Annotated in this window: 21 protein-coding genes and 1 pseudogene; 12 read left to right on the forward strand and 10 right to left on the reverse strand. The window is 48.2% G+C overall.

Annotated features, from left to right (window positions below):
* Position 1: 1 nt before the first annotated feature.
* Both G434_RS23395 and G434_RS0124585 read right to left on the reverse strand, forming a co-directional pair.
* Positions 2-346, reverse strand: coding sequence for a YMGG-like glycine zipper-containing protein (locus tag G434_RS23395; protein WP_000726974.1), 345 nt, complete (start codon positions 344-346; stop codon positions 2-4).
* Between the two features lies 1 nt (position 347).
* Positions 348-521 (reverse strand): hypothetical protein, encoded by a 174-nt coding sequence (locus G434_RS0124585; protein WP_000120098.1) that lies wholly within the window; start codon positions 519-521, stop codon positions 348-350.
* 100 nt (positions 522-621) lie between these two features.
* Between G434_RS0124585 and G434_RS26765 the strand changes: the two genes are divergently transcribed.
* The 3 genes and pseudogenes from G434_RS26765 to G434_RS23390 all read left to right on the forward strand — a co-directional run.
* Positions 622-807 carry a hypothetical protein gene (locus tag G434_RS26765; protein ID WP_001309451.1) on the forward strand — a complete coding sequence of 62 codons (186 nt, stop codon included), beginning with the start codon at positions 622-624 and terminating at the stop codon, positions 805-807.
* Entirely contained in the window at positions 768-887 is a 120-nt protein-coding gene (locus G434_RS29535) for a hypothetical protein (RefSeq protein WP_001131444.1), read from the forward strand. Before G434_RS26765 ends, G434_RS29535 begins: the two co-directional genes overlap by 40 nt.
* A gap of 34 nt (positions 888-921) precedes the next feature.
* Positions 922-1,266: pseudogene (locus tag G434_RS23390) on the forward strand (autotransporter outer membrane beta-barrel domain-containing protein); the annotation flags it as partial.
* Between the two features lie 364 nt (positions 1,267-1,630).
* Here G434_RS23390 and minE read toward each other — a convergent pair.
* From minE to minC, 3 genes are read right to left on the reverse strand one after another with little or no spacing between them, the layout of a single operon-like run.
* The gene (minE, locus tag G434_RS23385) at positions 1,631-1,897 is read right to left on the reverse strand and encodes a cell division topological specificity factor MinE (protein WP_001185665.1); all 267 of its coding nucleotides are present in this window, start codon (positions 1,895-1,897) and stop codon (positions 1,631-1,633) included.
* Between the two features lie 3 nt (positions 1,898-1,900).
* Positions 1,901-2,713, reverse strand: a complete 813-nt coding sequence (gene minD / locus G434_RS23380) for a septum site-determining protein MinD (RefSeq protein WP_000101055.1) — start codon at positions 2,711-2,713, stop codon at positions 1,901-1,903.
* Between the two features lie 23 nt (positions 2,714-2,736).
* Positions 2,737-3,432 (reverse strand): septum site-determining protein MinC, encoded by a 696-nt coding sequence (gene minC, locus G434_RS23375; protein WP_000072536.1) that lies wholly within the window; start codon positions 3,430-3,432, stop codon positions 2,737-2,739.
* Positions 3,433-3,951: 519 nt separating this feature from the next.
* On the opposite strand from minC, the gene G434_RS23370 reads away from it, so the two are divergent.
* The gene (locus G434_RS23370; RefSeq protein ID WP_001056861.1) at positions 3,952-4,320 is read left to right on the forward strand and encodes a YcgJ family protein; all 369 of its coding nucleotides are present in this window, start codon (positions 3,952-3,954) and stop codon (positions 4,318-4,320) included.
* A gap of 102 nt (positions 4,321-4,422) precedes the next feature.
* Here G434_RS23370 and pliG read toward each other — a convergent pair whose 3' ends face one another.
* Positions 4,423-4,824 carry a g-type lysoyme inhibitor PliG gene (gene pliG / locus G434_RS23365; RefSeq protein WP_000693755.1) on the reverse strand — a complete coding sequence of 134 codons (402 nt, stop codon included), beginning with the start codon at positions 4,822-4,824 and terminating at the stop codon, positions 4,423-4,425.
* A gap of 70 nt (positions 4,825-4,894) precedes the next feature.
* On the opposite strand from pliG, the gene G434_RS30210 reads away from it, so the two are divergent.
* The 4 genes from G434_RS30210 (at position 4,895) to G434_RS23350 (ending at position 6,627) form a co-directional block, all read left to right on the forward strand.
* Positions 4,895-5,053 (forward strand): hypothetical protein, encoded by a 159-nt coding sequence (locus G434_RS30210; RefSeq protein ID WP_000874955.1) that lies wholly within the window; start codon positions 4,895-4,897, stop codon positions 5,051-5,053.
* 11 nt (positions 5,054-5,064) lie between these two features.
* The gene (locus G434_RS23360; RefSeq protein WP_001376831.1) at positions 5,065-5,358 is read left to right on the forward strand and encodes a YcgL domain-containing protein; all 294 of its coding nucleotides are present in this window, start codon (positions 5,065-5,067) and stop codon (positions 5,356-5,358) included.
* A 71-nt stretch (positions 5,359-5,429) separates the two neighbouring features.
* Positions 5,430-6,089: a fumarylacetoacetate hydrolase family protein gene (locus tag G434_RS23355; protein ID WP_000284277.1), complete on the forward strand. Its 660-nt coding sequence runs from the start codon at positions 5,430-5,432 to the stop codon at positions 6,087-6,089.
* A gap of 91 nt (positions 6,090-6,180) precedes the next feature.
* Positions 6,181-6,627, forward strand: a complete 447-nt coding sequence (locus tag G434_RS23350) for a YcgN family cysteine cluster protein (protein WP_001306825.1) — start codon at positions 6,181-6,183, stop codon at positions 6,625-6,627.
* Positions 6,628-6,833: 206 nt separating this feature from the next.
* Here the strand turns inward: G434_RS23350 and hlyE are convergent, their stop codons facing one another.
* Entirely contained in the window at positions 6,834-7,745 is a 912-nt protein-coding gene (gene hlyE / locus G434_RS23345; RefSeq protein WP_016238998.1) for a hemolysin HlyE, read from the reverse strand.
* A 371-nt stretch (positions 7,746-8,116) separates the two neighbouring features.
* Between hlyE and G434_RS23340 the strand changes: the two genes are divergently transcribed.
* Positions 8,117-8,536, forward strand: a complete 420-nt coding sequence (locus G434_RS23340; protein WP_000897378.1) for a translesion error-prone DNA polymerase V autoproteolytic subunit — start codon at positions 8,117-8,119, stop codon at positions 8,534-8,536.
* Entirely contained in the window at positions 8,536-9,804 is a 1,269-nt protein-coding gene (gene umuC / locus G434_RS23335) for a DNA polymerase V catalytic protein (protein ID WP_000457634.1), read from the forward strand. Before G434_RS23340 ends, umuC begins: the two co-directional genes overlap by 1 nt.
* Before the next feature lie 45 nt (positions 9,805-9,849).
* On the opposite strand, the gene dsbB is transcribed toward umuC, so the two are convergent.
* Complete coding sequence (gene dsbB, locus G434_RS23330) at positions 9,850-10,380, reverse strand: disulfide bond formation protein DsbB (protein WP_000943459.1); 531 nt, start codon at positions 10,378-10,380, stop codon at positions 9,850-9,852.
* A gap of 145 nt (positions 10,381-10,525) precedes the next feature.
* Entirely contained in the window at positions 10,526-12,067 is a 1,542-nt protein-coding gene (nhaB, locus tag G434_RS23325) for a Na(+)/H(+) antiporter NhaB (protein WP_000406391.1), read from the reverse strand.
* A gap of 221 nt (positions 12,068-12,288) precedes the next feature.
* Here nhaB and fadR point away from each other — a divergent pair, with 221 nt between their 5' ends.
* Positions 12,289-13,008 carry a fatty acid metabolism transcriptional regulator FadR gene (gene fadR, locus G434_RS23320; RefSeq protein ID WP_000234823.1) on the forward strand — a complete coding sequence of 240 codons (720 nt, stop codon included), beginning with the start codon at positions 12,289-12,291 and terminating at the stop codon, positions 13,006-13,008.
* 50 nt (positions 13,009-13,058) lie between these two features.
* Here fadR and G434_RS23315 read toward each other — a convergent pair whose 3' ends face one another.
* Positions 13,059-14,591, reverse strand: coding sequence for a SpoVR family protein (locus tag G434_RS23315; protein WP_000190855.1), 1,533 nt, complete (start codon positions 14,589-14,591; stop codon positions 13,059-13,061).
* A 329-nt stretch (positions 14,592-14,920) separates the two neighbouring features.
* Here G434_RS23315 and dadA point away from each other — a divergent pair, with 329 nt between their 5' ends.
* Entirely contained in the window at positions 14,921-16,219 is a 1,299-nt protein-coding gene (gene dadA / locus G434_RS23310) for a D-amino acid dehydrogenase (RefSeq protein ID WP_001266908.1), read from the forward strand.
* Positions 16,220-16,226 lie beyond the last annotated feature (7 nt).

Raw genomic sequence — 16,226 nt, forward strand, 5'->3', positions numbered from 1 at the left:
CTTATTTCATTTTACCCAGAATTGCACCACCCGTACCGCCAATCACGGCACCTTTAATCGCCCCTTCGAGGCCATTTCCGGTCAGAACGCCAGTGACAGCACCAACGGCGGCACCCACTTTTGCACCTTTACGCGCATTTTTACCGTCGCGGCCTTTTTCTGTTACTGCACCAACACCAGCGCCAACAGCTGCACCTTTCAGTACGCCATTAACACCATTGCCAGTAAGTAAACCAACGCCTGCGCCTAGCAATGCACCTTTCGTGGTGCGGTTCATATCCGCCATCGCTGGCGTGGAGCAGAACAATGCTGAGATAAGCCCGAAGGCAAGTATTTTTTTCTTCAACTTAGATGTCCGGTATTAAGTAAGTTGCACACGCAATAATTTCGTCTTCAATTAAGATCTGCTTAACTAAAGAACGCTCGCTATTATTCAGATAATTCAAAATGAGCGTGACTGTGATGATAGGAATTATGTTTTTTACGGGAATAAGAATAATCTCAAATGAGAAATAACTCATTGATTGACAATATTTTTATTCAAGAAGTGTCATTGAGTGTTAATACAATGTTGTAAAGGTAAGATAATCTGATTTATCAATATTATTGTGTGATTTTTATGTGAGCAGAAAATATTTATCAGCAATGATTACATTAGTCATTTTATTTTGTCGACGGCCTCATTGTCGAAAGATAAGCGTACAACAGTATTATCAGAAAAGAGTGATTTTTTATCCAACTACACTTCAGCGCACTGCGTTTAAAAAATGCCTCTTTCTTATGCGGGATATCATCATTTCATCATGATGTCTTTGATGAGCGGTGAACACAATACACTTGCGCTGTCTCTTCAGGATCAATCCCCTGGTCTGGTGCCTGCGGGATGATGTTGCAGCAGAGCTAAGGTCACTTAGACGCTACTATCATTTATCCAATGGCATGGAATCGAAATCAGTCGATACCCGCAGTATATATCGTGAACTGGGCGCAACGCTGAGTTACAACATGCGTCTGGGGAACGGCATGGAAGTTGAGCCGTGGCTGAAGGCGGCTGTGCGCAAAGAATTTGTCGATGATAACCGGGTGAAAGTGAATAATGACGGTAATTTTGTCAATGATTTGTCGGGCAGACGTGGAATATATCAGGCAGGTATTAAAGCCTCATTCAGCAGTTCGTTAAGCGGGCATCTCGGGGTGGGGTATAGCCATGGTGCCGGTGTGGAATCCCCGTGGAACGCGGTGGCTGGTGCGAACTGGTCGTTCTGACCATCAACGATTAAACTGCGCTTCGGCGCAGTTTTCGTTTACAGGGTGTTAAAAGGAAAAATTCTGCGGCAAAAAAAGCCCGCCAGTTACGGCGGGAAACCTCATCCTATGGGAGAACAATGAATAATGAAATTGCGGGGTTATCATCACCCAGTATACCCATACTAACAATAAGGTTATTTACTCAGCCAGGTATAAACAATTTGATCTGTGTGGGGGGAACGGCATTAAGGTGTAAAGGGGGGAAGCAATGAGTAGCATCAGCAAGAATACTCGCCGCTCTTATCAAACGTGGATGAGGGGGATGAAAAACGCAAGGCAGAGATGACTCTGCCTTGAAGAGAAATGCGCTTTTACAGCGGGCCTATTTCAGCTCTTCTGCTTCCGGCAAGGTCACGTTCAGCTCAAGAATAGAAATATCGCCATCTTTTTGCTCAAGCTGTACGGTTACCATCTCAGGATCAATTTGTACGTATTTACAAATGACCTCAAGAATATCTTTACGCAACTGCGGCAGATAATGCGGTTCTGCATCGCTGCGACGGCGTTCAGCAACAATAATCTGCAGCCGTTCTTTTGCAATGTTGGCCGTGTTTTTCTTCCGCGAGAGAAAGAAATCGAGTAATGCCATAACTTATCCTCCGAACAAGCGTTTGAGGAAGCCTTTCTTCTCTTCTTCAATGAAGCGGAAAGGACGTTCTTCTCCCAACAGACGTTCTACGGTATCTGCGTAGGCTTTACCCGCATCGGCGTTAATGTCGAGAATGACCGGTTCACCCTGGTTAGAGGCGCGCAATACTGATTGATCCTCTGGGATCACGCCGACGAGTTTGATGCGCAGGATCTCCAGCACATCTTCCATGCTCAGCATGTCACCTCTGCTTACGCGGCCTGGGTTATAGCGCGTTAACAGCAGGTGCTCTTTAATAGGCTCTTCGCCATTTTCTGCGCGGCGTGATTTCGACGCCAGAATGCCTAAAATACGGTCAGAGTCGCGTACTGAGGAGACTTCCGGGTTGGTGGTAATAATGGCTTCGTCTGCAAAATAGAGTGCCATTAGCGCACCGGTCTCAATCCCTGCCGGGGAGTCGCAAACAATAAATTCAAAGTCCATCGCTTTCAGATCATCAAGAACTTTGGCGACCCCTTCACGGGTGAGGGCATCTTTATCGCGAGTTTGCGATGCCGGAAGAATATAGAGATTTTCAGTACGCTTATCTTTAATTAACGCCTGATTTAGCGTTGCATCGCCCTGAATGACGTTGACGAAATCGTAAACGACCCGGCGTTCGCAACCCATAATCAGGTCGAGATTACGCAGGCCGATATCAAAATCTATCACGACAGTTTTCTTTCCCTTCTGGGCCAAACCAGTGGCGATGGCCGCGCTGGAGGTTGTCTTACCAACACCCCCTTTGCCCGAAGTAACAACAATAATGCGTGCCATAGAAATTCCTTGTTAAAAAGGGATCAATTTAACGGTTGAACGGTCAAAGCGTTTTCGACTAACTGCAGTCGCGCCGCTTTGCCATAAAATTCTGCTGGGATTTGATCACTCAGCCAGTATTCACCTGCGATGGACACCAATTCCGCCATCAGGTTCGTGCAAAATATTTGCGTTTCCCGGTCACCACTTGCCCCTGCCAGCGCACGACCGCGCATCATGCCATAGACATGAATGTTACCATCGGCAATCAATTCGGCCCCAGCGCTAACGTGGCTTGTAACAATCAGATCACATTGTGGAGCATAAATACGCTGACCGGAACGCACCGGGGTATCTATTAAACGCGTTTTTGTGACCGGCGTTGTATTTTGCGCTGGAGCCTGCGGTGCGGGAGCTGGACGCGGCGCTTTTTCCTTTCCTTCCGTCAGGATAGGCAGCCCCATTTTTTCAATTTCGGCTTTAAGTTGCGCATCTTTGCAGCCACTTACGCCAATAACCCGCAAACCGGTTGCCGAAACCGCCTTATGCATCGCTGACCAGTTTACCGGGTCTTCCAGTGCACTGACGTTGAGTACAACGGGGGCATGTTTTAAAAATGCGGGGGCCTGAGCGATTTTGTCTTCCAGCGCCTGATGGATAACCTTAGGTTCTGCCTCATGCAGATGAACCACAGATAAAGTGAAGCTACTGCCTTTAAGCTCGATTGGCGTGTTTGACATCCTGGCCTTACTCAATTAGCTATTAATCATCGCCAGCGCGCGATGATGTTCCGAAGACTATAAGGCATGTTATAGTCTGGATTATATTGAGGCAAGTCACCCTCCCATTTATTCAGAGTAAAAGTCTATTCTGTGATAAATGGCGCTGATTCATAGCTTAAAAAATATCCTTGTCAATCAACCCATTGCCGTCGTACTTTTGATTGTTCTTATTTACGCTTCCTTTTTCCGCACCCTAATCGTAACAGCATCTTCAGACCTGTTTAAATATCCAGTATTGAGGCGAGTGTATTTTTTCACCACGCCAGGCTTTCTTAACTTTCCATTTTTTGCGGCATCATTAAAGAACAGATACCCGTTATCTTAATATCCGCCACAGAATTGCTCTATCATAGAAACCGCAGAAGACGTCTGATACTTCTGTCAGGTCATCGTAACTCGTCCAGGTCAGCGGTTTTGATTACGGATTGATGATGAAATGAGCATAAGTGTTGCACGGTTGGATTATCAGGATGTGCTATGAATATGATGCGTATTATTTATATCGGATTGTCAGGTGTGGGGATGATGTTCTCATCAATGGCGTCTGGACATGACGCTGGCGGACTTCAATCTCCTGCGTGTGGCGTTGTTTGCGACCCGTATATTTGTGTTAACTCAGATGGCATTTCCCCAGAGTTAACAAGGAAATATCTCGGCGAAAAAGCCGCTGAAAACTTACAATCAGTACAAGGCTACGATCCCAGCGAATTTACATTCGCTAACGGTGTATTTTGCGATGTTAAAGAAAAATTATGTCGTGATGATCGTTATTTTGGTGTGGATGGTAAGCGGAGTGGAAAAATCAATCAAACCACCACAAAGATGTTATTTATGTGTCGTGAGTGATGTCTTGTTTACATTATGTTCTATTCGTCATTAACCTCTTGAGCGACAGAGAGGAGTGGGGCGTTAACGTTTATGACGGGGAGAGTCCCCGTCGGTTGACATTTACTTAATTTGAATATCGACGTTATATTTTTTAGTTTTGTTTTTACGGGCGTCGTTTCGAGTTTGCAGCACTCGCAGCTCATATTTGCCAGAAGCAGGGAGTGAGTATTGTCCGTGACTATCGAGTTCTGGGGAATATCTGGATAAATCAACAGAATCATCGATTCCTGGCCCGAAGAGGTAAGTATCAGCGCCTTCATTAGAGATACTCACATGCACTTTCTGACCTTTTTTGGCATAGAAGGTATATGTATCGTAATCGTATCCCTTTATTTCGCCGGAGTACTGAGCGCTGCTATGGCCTTTTCTGAACTCAACATTGACATTCTTACCCGCAGCAAAGCTCGTGGAGGTTAGCAGTGCAAGCAATAATACAGCCTTACTGATGCCCTTGATTTTCATAGGTAGTCTCCTGTTCAGAATGAGGACGATGAACTGTTATAATATAACAATTCATCACAGGAGAATTCCAGTGGCTTTCCTGCGTTCGGTTAAATCCCGGCGCGGCATTTTTGCCGGGGGATCACTTATTAAGGGCGCATGGACTGAACAAACCGCAGAAATCTACAGCTGGCTGGCTTGTGGCGCGGGTTTCATTGATGTTAGCTTATGCCAAAACCTGGCATCTTAAAGAGTAAAAGTATGTTTTGTGTGATTTATCGAAGCAGCAAGCGTGACCAGACCTATTTATATGTCGAAAAAAAAGACGATTTTTCGCGTGTACCTGAGGAACTGATGAAAGGTTTTGGTCAGCCTCAGTTAGCGATGATTCTGCCGCTGGATGGGCGGAAGAAACTGGTCAATGCCGATATTGAAAAGGTTAAACAGGCATTAACCGAGCAAGGTTACTATTTGCAGTTACCGCCACCACCCGAAGATTTGCTGAAGCAACATCTTTCCGTCATGGGGCAGAAAACACACGACACGAACAAATAACCGATATCCGGCGGTGGCATTATCTTTGTCGGCGCGGGTTTTCATATCCACGATAAGGTGAGGGGAACGTTATGTATCAACATCACAACTGGCAAGGTGCGCTGCTGGATTATCCGGTGAGTAAAGTAGTCTGTGTTGGCAGTAACTATGCCAAACATATTAAAGAGATGGGTAGCGCAGTGCCCGAAGAGCCAGTGCTGTTTATTAAACCAGAAACGGCACTGTGCGATCTGCGGCAGCCATTGGCGATCCCATCCGATTTCGGTTCAGTTCATCATGAAGTCGAACTGGCGGTATTGATTGGCGCGACGCTGCGTCAGGCTACGGAAGAGCATGTCCGTAAAGCCATTGCCGGTTACGGCGTGGCGCTCGATCTGACATTGCGTGATGTTCAGGGAAAAATGAAGAAAGCCGGGCAGCCGTGGGAAAAGGCCAAAGCGTTTGATAACTCTTGTCCGCTTTCCGGGTTTATTCCCGCGGCGGAATTCACCGGCGATCCGCAAAATACAACGCTGGGCCTGAGCGTAAACGGCGAACAACGCCAGCAAGGTACGACTGCGGACATGATCCATAAAATCGTTCCGCTGATCGCTTATATGAGCAAGTTTTTTACCCTCAAGGCCGGTGACGTTGTGTTGACAGGCACGCCTGATGGCGTCGGCCCGTTGCAAAGCGGTGATGAGCTGACAGTCACTTTCGATGGGCATTCTTTGACAACTCGCGTTTTGTAATACTTTTTGCCGCCTGAAAGCGGCGGCAAAACTTGCATCGCTGTGCCAGACTGGTTATAAGGTGCGTTTTAACGTAATGGCGGAACACCTGATGAGCGATGTACCTTTCTGGCAAAGTAAAACCCTGGACGAAATGAGCGATGCGGAATGGGAGTCGTTGTGTGATGGTTGCGGTCAGTGTTGCCTGCATAAACTGATGGATGAAGACACCGACGAAATCTACTTCACTAACGTCGCCTGTCGCCAGCTCAATATTAAAACCTGTCAATGTCGGAACTACGAACGTCGTTTCGAGTTTGAACCCGACTGCATTAAATTAACCCGTGAAAATCTGCCAACATTCGAATGGCTGCCAATGACCTGCGCTTATCGTTTGCTGGCGGAAGGTAAAGATTTACCTGCGTGGCATCCGCTGCTTACTGGTTCGAAAGCGGCAATGCATGGTGAACGTATCTCTGTGCGTCATATCGCAGTGAAAGAATCAGAAGTGATTGACTGGCAGGATCATATCTTAAATAAACCTGACTGGGCGCAGTGATAAATTTAATAGATTTTGATGGGGGCTTTCTTAATATACGTCTGGATGCTCGCCATTTCGTAGCCCTGTTTTTGAAAGCGCTCTGTCATAATGAGAGTTACCCGATACCTTATTATCAACAGGTAACTCTCAATCTTTAAAAAACGGCTGTGTTTTTAAATGTGATAAACTTTATACCTTGAGTACATGGAGAGAATAATCGCTTATCAGACTTCAGGTACCTCAAAGAGTGTCTTCTTAGCGTGTCTTTTCTGATACTCATTACAGGTGTTAATCATTTTTTTGGCCGCTTCTTTTAGCAAAGAAAGCATTAAATCATCATAATCAACGTAGAATCTGGTTGTTTCAGTTTCCGTTTTTATCTCCCCGATGGCGGCTATTTCGGTGGTTAATTTCAATTTGGCGGCATCGATATCTTTATTCGCTTGTTTAACCGTGTTAGACAGGGTGGTAAAGAAACTCTGCACAGATTTTAACTTGTTCTTCAATTCTGGAATCAGTTTCCCTTCAACTACGCCCGCAGCAATAGAATAGGAAATGATTAATCCAAATGGACCGGCGACGACACCGGCTGCGGCACCGGCATACGCTTCCTTCCTGATTTTATCTACCTGTGACTGGAAATAGCTGCTTTTTTCTGAAAAATCATTGGTTAACTGGCTATCTAACGCCAGCAGTTTCCCGGAAGCGTTGTTGAAACTTTGTGAGCTTACCAGCAGGGATTTTTGCGCTTCATTCAGCTTCGTGATGCCGTCATCCAGTACCTTAATGAGAATGTCTTTCTGGGCGGATGCTTTCTTCTCATTGTACTCATCAAATAGCAAAATATACGCTGCGAGCAATTGCGTCGCAACACCACACCATTCATACACCGTTTGGGTTGCTTCAAAATACTTATCCTGGCTATCCATAAGTAAGGTTTTAATATCGCCAACTAAAACGGAGGCTGCCTGTGAATACTCCTGTTTAAAGCGACTTAACTCTTTTATGGTTTCATCGAAGGTCTGCCAGGGGATGACCTGATCGAGATATTTATTATAAAGGTCTAATGCTCCATCTGCGGTTTCGATTGCGTTTTTAACTACCTCTACCGTTTTATCTGCAACGATTTCAGTCATAATCATTCGCCTCTTTAAATATATAAATTGTAATGAAACTCCTGTTTTACAACTATTAATGAATTTTACTTCATCTAATTCATAGTTAGCCGGGCGAGATGCGTCAATGTCTTTATTTCTATTAATATGATAAATATCAAACAATGTTTAATGTCATTATGGCGAATGCTTCTATTCTATTTTTAGCCGGGTGATATTTTTCATTTCTGCTGGATGAGCGTCGTCGCCAGAAGGCCGCGTGAGCACAGGATAAGAGAACGAAAAATCAGCAGTCTATGCAGCGACAAATATTGATAGCCTGAATCAGTATTGATCTGCTGGCAAGAACAGACTACTGTATATAAAAACAGTATAACTTCAGGCAGATTATTATGTTGTTTATCAAGCCTGCGGATCTCCGCGAAATTGTGACTTTTCCGCTATTTAGCGATCTTGTTCAGTGTGGCTTTCCTTCACCGGCCGCAGATTACGTTGAACAGCGCATCGATCTGAATCAACTGTTGATCCAGCATCCCAGCGCGACTTACTTCGTCAAAGCAAGTGGTGATTCTATGATTGACGGTGGGATTAGTGACGGTGATTTACTGATTGTCGATAGCGCTATTACCGCCAGCCATGGTGATATTGTCATCGCTGCTGTTGACGGCGAGTTTACGGTGAAAAAATTGCAACTACGCCCGACAGTGCAGCTTATTCCCATGAACAGTGCATATTCACCCATTACCATCAGTAGCGAAGATACGCTGGATGTCTTTGGTGTGGTGATCCACGTCGTTAAGGCGATGCGCTGATGTTTGCCCTCTGTGATGTAAACGCGTTTTATGCCAGCTGTGAGACGGTGTTTCGCCCTGATTTATGGGGTAAACCAGTGGTTGTGCTATCGAATAATGACGGTTGCGTTATCGCCCGAAACGCTGAGGCAAAGGCGCTGGGTGTTAAAATGGGCGATCCCTGGTTCAAACAAAAAGATCTGTTTCGTCGCTGTGGCGTGGTTTGCTTTAGCAGCAATTATGAGCTTTACGCAGACATGAGCAATCGGGTGATGTCGACGCTGGAAGAGCTATCGCCCCGCGTCGAGATTTACAGTATTGATGAGGCATTCTGCGATCTGACCGGTGTGCGTAATTGTCGCGATCTGACTGATTTGGGCAGAGAAATTCGCGCAACGGTACTACAACGTACCCATCTTACTGTTGGTGTGGGGATCGCCCAGACCAAAACGCTGGCTAAGCTTGCCAATCATGCGGCAAAAAAATGGCAGCGGCAGACGGGTGGGGTGGTGGATTTATCAAATCTGGAACGCCAGCGTAAATTAATGTCTGCTCTCCCCGTGGATGAAGTCTGGGGGATTGGACGGCGGATCAGCAAAAAACTGGACGCGATGGGGATCAAAACCGTTCTCGATTTGGCGGATACAGATATCCGGTTTATCCGTAAACATTTTAATGTCGTGCTCGAAAGAACGGTGCGTGAACTGCGCGGTGAACCCTGTTTGCAACTGGAAGAGTTTGCACCGACAAAGCAGGAAATTATCTGTTCCCGTTCGTTTGGTGAACGCATCACGGATTATACGTCGATGCGGCAGGCCATTTGTAGTTACGCTGCCCGGGCGGCGGAAAAACTTCGCAGTGAGCATCAATATTGTCGGTTTATTTCCACGTTTATTAAGACGTCACCATTTGCGCTCAATGAACCTTATTACGGCAATAGCGCGTCGGTAAAACTGCTGACACCCACTCAGGACAGCAGGGATATCATTAACGCCGCTACGCGATCTCTGGATGCCATCTGGCAAGCGGGCCATCGCTACCAAAAAGCGGGCGTGATGCTGGGAGATTTCTTCAGTCAGGGAGTCGCGCAGCTCAATTTATTCGATGACAACGCACCGCGCCCCGGGAGTGAGCAATTGATGGCGGTAATGGATACGCTAAATGCTAAAGAGGGCAGAGGAACACTCTATTTTGCTGGGCAGGGGATCCAGCAACAATGGCAGATGAAGCGTGCCATGCTTTCACCACGTTATACAACGCGAAGTTCTGATTTACTGCGGGTCAAATAAACATAGTGGCAGGAAAAAAGCGCTCCCGCAGGAGCGCTGAATGGATTAGCGACCGAACAGATCACGTTTTTTCGCTTTAAACGGCTGGGAAATCACCACCAGCACCGCGACAATCAGGTAAGCGATAAAAATACCGAGCAACCACTGCGGCATTTCCAGACCTAAAAAATCCCACTGACGCTCGGCGCAATCGCCAGAGGCGACAAACACTTGCGGCACCCATTTATCCAGCGGCAGCCATTCCGGGAAACGAACCATAAAATCACAGGTCGCAAACGGCGAAGGATAGAGCTGAAGCATGGTGTGCTCGTAAGTTAACTGCACACCGCGGAACGCACTATACAACCAGATAACCATCGCTACATAACGCAGCGGAGTTTTCGGGGCGATCGCGCCAATCAGCGCAGCACCCAGAACGCCGAATAACGCGCAGCGTTCATAAATACAGAGCACGCAAGGTTTCAGTAACATCACATGCTGGAACCACAGCGCCGTCAGTTCCAGTGCCAGAGCAGTAAACGCCATCAACAGCCACGCGCCCCGGCCTTGTGAACATTGGTTCAAAAATCGCAACATAATCATTTCCCTGCAATATGCATAGAGTGCGCAGTTTAAACCAATTCATTCGCTGCGCCACCAGGAGGCAGCAAAAATAGGACGCAATTGGACAATTATCGGGCGAAAAGGCAAACCGGGCATTTATATGCCCGGTAAGTTGTTATCAAAGCGTTGCTATCCAGCCCATTTGCATAAACCATTCGGTTACAGGGGCAAGCGTAAACTCGACGCAAAGTAGTCCGACGAGTGTCAGTACGAGGGTGTAAGGCAGGGCCATCCACACCATGCGGCCATAAGAGAGGCGAATCAATGGCGCGAGTGCAGAGGTCAGCAGGAACAGGAACGCAGCCTGACCGTTCGGCGTAGCGACGGAGGGCAGATTGGTACCGGTATTAATGGCGACCGCCAGCAGCTCGTATTGCTTCAACGTGATAGCGCCGCTTTCCATTGCCGCTTTCGCTTCGTTGATATAAATCGTCCCCACGAAGACGTTATCCGAAATGGATGACAGCAGACCGTTGAAAATATAGAACAGCGACAGCTGAGCATGTTCCGATGCCTGCAACACAAACTGAATAATCGGCGAAAACAGTTGTTGGTCGATAATCACCGCGACTACCGAGAAAAACACCGTCAACAGTGCGGTGAATGGCAGAGATTCGGTGAAGGCTTTACCGATAGCATGTTCATCGGTGACACCGGTCAATGATGTCGCCAGAATAATGACCGACAAACCAATCAAGCCAACTTCCGCCAGATGCAACGCCAGCGCAGTCACCAGCCAGACGCCAATAATCGCCTGGACAATCAGACGGATTTTATCCTGACGGGTACGCTGGTGGCGGCTTTGATCGTCAAACTGTTGCAACACTTCGCGGACTTTCTCCGGCAGCGTTTCACCGTAGCCAAACCAACGCAGCTTCTCTACCAGCAGGCAGGTTAACAGGCCACAAATCAGAACCGGAACGGTCACCGGCGACATGCGCAGGAAGAAATCGCCAAAATGCCAGCCAGCCGCTTTAGCGATGATCAGGTTCTGTGGTTCGCCCACCATGGTCATCACGCCGCCTAATGCAGTGCCGACACCGGCATGCATCATCAGGCTACGCAGAAAGCCACGGAACTGTTCCAGAACCACTTTGTAATGCTTGTCGATATGACTATCGTCTTGCAGGTCGGTATCTTCGGTACGGGAAGAGGCTACGCGGTGATAAATCCCATAAAAACCGACTGCAACGCTGATCACCACCGCCACGACGGTTAAGGCATCGAGGAACGCGGAGAGGAACGCCGCCGCCACGCAAAAAGAGAGCGACAGCAGCATTTTGGAGCGAATGCTTAACAGCAAACGGGTAAATATGAACAGCAATAGCTGTTTCATAAAATAGATACCCGCCACCATAAACATCAGTAACAGCAAGACTTCAAGATTTGCCGCCACCTCTTCACGGACGTGTTCCGCGCTGGTCATGCCGATGAATACCGCTTCGATAGCCAACAGACCACCGGGGAGCAGCGGGTAGCATTTCAGGGCCATCGCCAGAGTGAAAATAAATTCCGCTACCAGCAACCAGCCCGCGACGAAAGGGCTGATGAGGAAAATTAACGGATTTACGATTAAGAAAATGATGAGGGCGAGTTTGTACCAGTCGGGGGACTGGCCCAAAAAATTGCGCCATAGCGCGCGGCCCCAGGAGATCTCCATGATGGTTTCCCTTACCTTACAAATAATCAATGATGTTTTTATGTTTAAACGCAAAGCTTAACGGTCAGGCAGGAGTGAGGCAAGTCTTGATAGTCAAGGGGAAAGAGATGCGGAAAATGAAGCCTTGATCCCTTTTTTCTTCTTTTTGTCTGCTATCAGCGTAGTTAGCCCTCTGGTATGATGAGTCCAACTTTGTTTTGCTGTGTTATGGAAATCTCACTATGGTCATTAAGGCGCAAAGCCCGGCAGGTTTCGCGGAAGAGTACATTATTGAAAGTATCTGGAATAACCGCTTCCCTCCCGGGACTATTTTGCCCGCAGAACGTGAACTTTCAGAATTAATTGGCGTAACGCGTACTACGTTACGTGAAGTGTTACAGCGTCTGGCACGAGATGGCTGGTTGACCATTCAACATGGCAAGCCGACGAAGGTGAATAATTTCTGGGAAACTTCCGGTTTAAATATCCTTGAAACACTGGCGCGACTGGATCACGAAAGTGTGCCGCAGCTTATTGATAATTTGCTGTCGGTGCGTACCAATATTTCCACTATTTTTATTCGCACCGCGTTTCGTCAGCATCCCGATAAAGCGCAGGAGGTGCTGGCTACCGCTAATGAAGTGGCCGATCACGCCGATGCCTTTGCCGAGCTGGATTACAACATATTCCGCGGTCTGGCGTTTGCTTCCGGCAACCCGATTTACGGTCTGATCCTTAACGGGATGAAAGGACTGTATACGCGCATTGGTCGTCACTATTTCGCCAATCCGGAAGCGCGCAGTCTGGCGCTGGGCTTCTACCACAAACTGTCGGCGTTGTGCAGTGAAGGCGCGCACGATCAGGTATACGAAACAGTGCGTCGCTATGGGCATGAGAGTGGCGAGATTTGGCACCGGATGCAGAAAAATCTGCCGGGTGATTTAGCCATTCAGGGGCGATAATCCCTTCCGTTTAAAAAGCAAACCCCTCAAACGAGGGGTTTTTGTTGTTTTTACAGATTTCCCATTCTCGGCGGGCAACGTTCCAGCAACTCGACGCTGCCGTCTTCGTTTTGCTGTTCCAGCATTACATCAAATCCCCACAGGCGATGCACATGCTTCAGTACTTCTTTGCGCCCCCGATCCAGCGGTGCGCGATTATGTGGAATGTAACGCAGCGTCAGCGAACGGTCGCCGCGCAAATCCACGTTCCAGATCTGAATATTCGGCTCCAGATTACTTAAATTATATTGAGACGATAACCGGTTACGGATCTCCCGATAACCTTCTTCATTATGAATAGCGGAAATCTCCAGATAATTATGCCGATCGTCATCCAGCACGGTGAAGAAGCGGAAATCACGCATCACTTTCGGTGACAGGAACTGGCTGATAAAACTCTCATCTTTGAAATCACGCATCGCGAAATGCAGCGTTTCCAGCCAGTCGGAACCGGCGATATCCGGGAACCAGTATTTGTCTTCTTCCGTTGGCGACTGACAAATCCGTTTAATATCCTGGAACATGGCGAACCCGAGGGCATACGGGTTGATGCCGCTGTACCACGGGCTGTTATAGGGCGGCTGGAAGACCACATTGGTGTGGCTGTGCAAAAACTCCAGCATAAAACGTTCCGTTACTTTCCCTTCATCATACAGATGGTTAAGGATGGTGTAGTGCCAGAAGGTCGCCCAGCCTTCGTTCATCACCTGAGTCTGTTTTTGCGGATAAAAATACTGGCTCACCTTACGCACAATACGCAGAATTTCACGCTGCCATGATTCCAGCAGTGGCGCATTTTTCTCCATAAAATAGAGCAGGTTTTCTTGTGGCTCGGACGGATAGCGGCGCGCTTCAGCAACCGTTTTCTCTTCCTCGCGCTTCGGCAGGGTACGCCAGAGCATATTGACCTGACTTTGCAGATACTCTTCGCGACTTTTCTGCCGGGCTTTCTCTTCTTGCAGCGAGATTTTTTGCGGGCGTTTGTACCGGTCCACGCCGTAGTTCATCAGCGCGTGGCACGAGTCCAGAAGCCGTTCTACTTCATCAACGCCATAACGTTCTTCGCACTCGGTAATATATTTACGGGCAAAAATCAGATAATCGACAATCGAACTGGCGTCGGTCCAGCTACGGAATAAGTAATTGTTTTTGAAGAAAGAGTTATGCCCATAGCAGGCGTGTGCCATCACCAGCGCTTGCATGGTAATGGTGTTTTCTTCCATCAGGTAAGCGATACACGGGTTAGAGTTAATGACGATTTCATAGGCCAGTCCTTGCTGACCGTGCTTATACAGCCGTTCAGTCTCGATAAACTTTTTACCGAATGACCAGTGCGGATAGTTAATGGGCATGCCGACGCTGGAGTAGGCATCCATCATCTGTTCTGAGGTTATCACTTCAATCTGGTGCGGGTAGGTATCCAGCCGGTAGAGTTTCGCCACCCGGTCTATCTCTGCCAGATAAACATCCAGCAGGTCGAACGTCCAGTCGGGTCCATCGCTCAAACGTGTGGTGTCCTTATTCATAGAATCGATCGTCGCCATACGCGCACCTCATTGTTGTCGGCGCTCTCTGTGTGGAGCACCTCATTTCAAGCATAGAACACCTGTTAAAAACCGCGTCGCCGGAGAATTTTTTTCTTTGCGATTTCTTATTATCAGAGTGCCACTAATCCGCTTCTGAACGGAATTTTATGCTGGATAAAAAGGGCGTTCAGCAGGAGATACTAAAGACGCCATATTGCCGCAGAGTCAGGGAGATGTGAGCCAGCTCACCATAAAAAAGCCGTATGTTGAATAATATTTTCAACTGAGTTATCAAGATGTGATTAGATTATTATTCTTTTACTGTATCTACCGTTATCGGAGTGGCTATGCGAGTTGTCATACTGGGAAGTGGTGTGGTAGGCGTTGCCAGCGCCTGGTACTTAAATCAGGCAGGACATGAGGTCACCGTCATTGATCGGGAGCCGGGGGCCGCCCTGGAAACCAGTGCCGCGAATGCCGGGCAAATCTCCCCCGGATATGCAGCACCGTGGGCGGCACCAGGTGTGCCTTTAAAAGCGATTAAATGGATGTTCCAGCGCCATGCGCCGCTGGCGGTTCGTCTCGACGGTACGCAGTTCCAGTTGAAATGGATGTGGCAAATGTTACGTAACTGCGACACCAGCCACTACATGGAAAACAAAGGGCGGATGGTGCGTCTGGCGGAATACAGCCGTGATTGCCTGAAAGCATTGCGCGCCGAAACCAATATTCAGTATGAAGGGCGTCAGGGTGGGACGCTGCAACTGTTCCGTACCGAACAACAGTATGAAAATGCGACCCGCGATATCGCCGTGCTGGAAGATGCCGGCGTACCGTACCAGCTGCTGGAATCCAGCCGTCTGGCGGAAGTGGAGCCCGCGCTGGCAGAAGTGGCGCACAAACTGACGGGGGGGCTCCAGCTGCCCAATGATGAAACCGGAGACTGCCAGCTGTTTACCCAGAATCTGGCGCGGATGGCGGAGCAGGCGGGGGTTAAATTCCGCTTTAATACGCCCGTTGACCAACTGCTTTGCGACGGCGAGCAAATCTACGGCGTGAAGTGTGGCGATGAAGTGATTAAGGCCGATGCGTATGTGATGGCGTTTGGTTCTTACTCGACGGCGATGCTCAAAGGCATAGTTGATATTCCGGTGTATCCTTTGAAAGGCTACTCGCTGACCATTCCCATTGCGCAGGAAGATGGTGCGCCGGTATCCACCATTCTTGATGAAACCTACAAAATCGCCATTACCCGTTTCGATAACCGCATTCGTGTTGGCGGAATGGCGGAAATTGTTGGTTTTAATACCGAGCTGTTGCAACCGCGTCGTGAAACGCTGGAGATGGTGGTTCGCGATCTCTATCCACGCGGCGGTCATGTCGAGCAGGCGACTTTCTGGACTGGTCTGCGCCCGATGACGCCAGACGGCACGCCGGTTGTCGGGCGTACACGCTTTAAAAATCTGTGGCTGAATACCGGTCACGGCACGCTCGGCTGGACGATGGCTTGCGGTTCCGGTCAGTTGTTAAGCGATCTGCTCTCTGGTCGCACGCCAGCGATCCCGTATGAAGATCTAAGCGTAGCGCGCTACAGCCGTGGATTTACGCCATCACGCCCGGGCCATTTACATGGCGCACACAGCTAAGGAAACG

The organism is Escherichia sp. KTE172 (genome assembly GCF_000408845.1).
Taxonomy (GTDB): Bacteria; Pseudomonadota; Gammaproteobacteria; order Enterobacterales; family Enterobacteriaceae; genus Escherichia; species Escherichia coli.